2 protein-coding genes are annotated in these 2,157 nt (G+C 59.6%); both read left to right on the top strand.

Going from position 1 to position 2,157, the window contains the following annotated elements; all coding sequences use genetic code 11:
* Nucleotides 1-369 precede the first annotated feature (369 nt).
* Nucleotides 370-687, top strand: coding sequence for a 2Fe-2S iron-sulfur cluster-binding protein (locus AC1Q5P_RS21800; protein ID WP_022684651.1), 318 nt, complete (start codon nucleotides 370-372; stop codon nucleotides 685-687).
* Nucleotides 688-929: 242 nt separating this feature from the next.
* The gene (locus AC1Q5P_RS21795) at nucleotides 930-2,033 is read left to right on the top strand and encodes a cytochrome P450 (RefSeq protein ID WP_492520015.1); all 1,104 of its coding nucleotides are present in this window, start codon (nucleotides 930-932) and stop codon (nucleotides 2,031-2,033) included.
* The last annotated feature ends 124 nt before the right edge of the window (nucleotides 2,034-2,157 follow it).

Genomic DNA, 2,157 nt, shown 5'->3' with positions numbered 1-2,157 from the left:
ACCATTTCGCAGCAGCCGCCTGATCGGCGCAGAGCGACAGCCTACCTCTGACTGCCGCCAATCTTTGCAACAGAGCCCTCCGGAGCTCCCTGTTAAGCCTTGCCCATTTTATGTCCGCTTCGACTCCGGCCAGCCATGCCCCGCGACAGCGGCCCTATGGCCTCCGCACAGCCTGATTGCAAACGTCGCTTGGCCGCAGAAGTCCGCACGCTTCCCGCTATTGATAAAGGGATCAATATAGCATAGCAAGCGCTCTGACGCCGCACGATTCGGTCGAACAGAACGCGACCAAGCGGGCGACGAGGCGTCGGATCTTCGGTTTGCCAATGCCTACACCAGCCAAGCGAGCCTGACGGGAGTTGGAAGAAAATGCCTCATATCCAAGTGACTACCCGCGATGGGGAGATACGCGAACTCGACGTCGCAGCCTCCGGGTTCCTGATGGAAGCCCTTCGCGACGCCAATATCGACGGCGTCGAGGCGATGTGCGGCGGATGCTGCTCCTGCGCGACCTGCCACGTCTACATCGACGCTGCTCCCGCCGGGACCCTGCCGCCGGTCTCCTCCGACGAGGAGATGCTGCTTTCCGGCCTGGTCTCGACCCCCGGACGGTCGCGGCTCTCCTGCCAAATACCGGTCACGGCCGAACTGGATGGCCTTAAGCTCACGATCCCGCCGGACTCCTGAGCGCCTAGGCTGTCTGCGCACGCGCGCCGACGCCGTCCTTCCTTCCCAATTCGAAAATGAGCGGGAATCCGAACATGAACCCTCAGACACTGCCGGTCTTTCCAGACCTCGACATCTTTTCGCCCGAATATGCCTGCAACCGCGAAAAATACGCAGCCCGCGCCCTTAGGGACTATCCGCTGCACTTCTATAAGCCGCTGAATTTGTGGATCGTCAGCAAGCACAAGGATGTGCGCTCGGCCTTGTTCACTCCGCAGGTCTTTTCTTCTGTCGCGTTTGGCCTGCTCCCCCCGCCCGATGATATCGCGCCGCGCGTGCCGGACCTTTACACCGACGTGCATCTGCCCTCGATGGACCCGCCGGAGCACACCAAGCTCAGGGTTCCCGTCCAGCAAGCCCTCCTCCCCGGTCGGCTGGTGGGTAAGGACGAGGTCGTTCGCCGGATCGCCAACGAACTTATCGATACCTTCATCGACAAGGGCGAATGCGATCTCCTCCACGATTTCAGCTACAAACTTGCGCTCTACTTGATCGTCGATATGCTCGGGATCCCCAAGGAACGGGCGGAAGATTATCATCGCTGGTCCAACTGCTTCTTCCAGCTGTTCACCCCTAAGGTACCGGAGCGCGCCGACGCAAGATTCTTCGTGCCGATGCCGGAAGAGGTACTGCGGCAGAACTGGGAAGACCTGGCGGAGGCGAACGACTACCTGCGCGAAGTCGTCGAGAACCTTGATCGCAATCCCGGCAACAACATGCTGTCAAACCTGTTGCAGCTGCGCGAACCGGACGGCTCACGCACGATCACGATCAGCGCCAATGTTTGCAACGCACTGGAATTCGGGGCGGCTGGTCATGACACCACGGCAACGCTGATCGCGCACCTCACCTATTTCGTGCTGACCACGCCGGACCTCAAGGACACTCTTACCGAGGATCCGTCGCTGATCCCCGCGGCGATTTCCGAAACGCTGCGCCGTCGCTGTCCGGTCGACGGGCTGTTCCGGCGAACGCTGTCGGATGTAGAACTATGCGGCCAGAAAATCGAATCCGGATCGATCGTCTACCTCGATCTCACCGCTGCAAATCTTGACCCCGATGTATTCCCCGAACCTGAGACGTTTCGCCTGAACCGCGACAATATCAAGGAAATGGTCTCTTTCGGCTTCGGTCGTCACGTCTGCGCAGGACAGTACCTGTCCCGTATCGAAGCAAAAGCGGCCTACGAAGAACTGATGCGCCGTATTCCCAACATGCGTCTCGCTGATGGTTTCAAGCGGGAATACATGCCTTCCGTGGCGACGACGGTTCTCAAGGGGCTTCCGCTGGTCTGGGACAAAAACTGAGCCGGGCTTTCAAGTACCTGAGCAGATGATCTCAGGTTTCTTTTGATGGCTCTGTTGCAAAGATTGGCGGCAGTCAGAGGTAGGCTGTCGCTCTGCGCCGATCAGGCGGCTGCTGCGAAATGGT

The organism is Novosphingobium sp. GW835-FHT14H07 (genome assembly GCF_058793515.1).
This window is presented reverse-complemented; position numbering and strand designations above follow the sequence as displayed.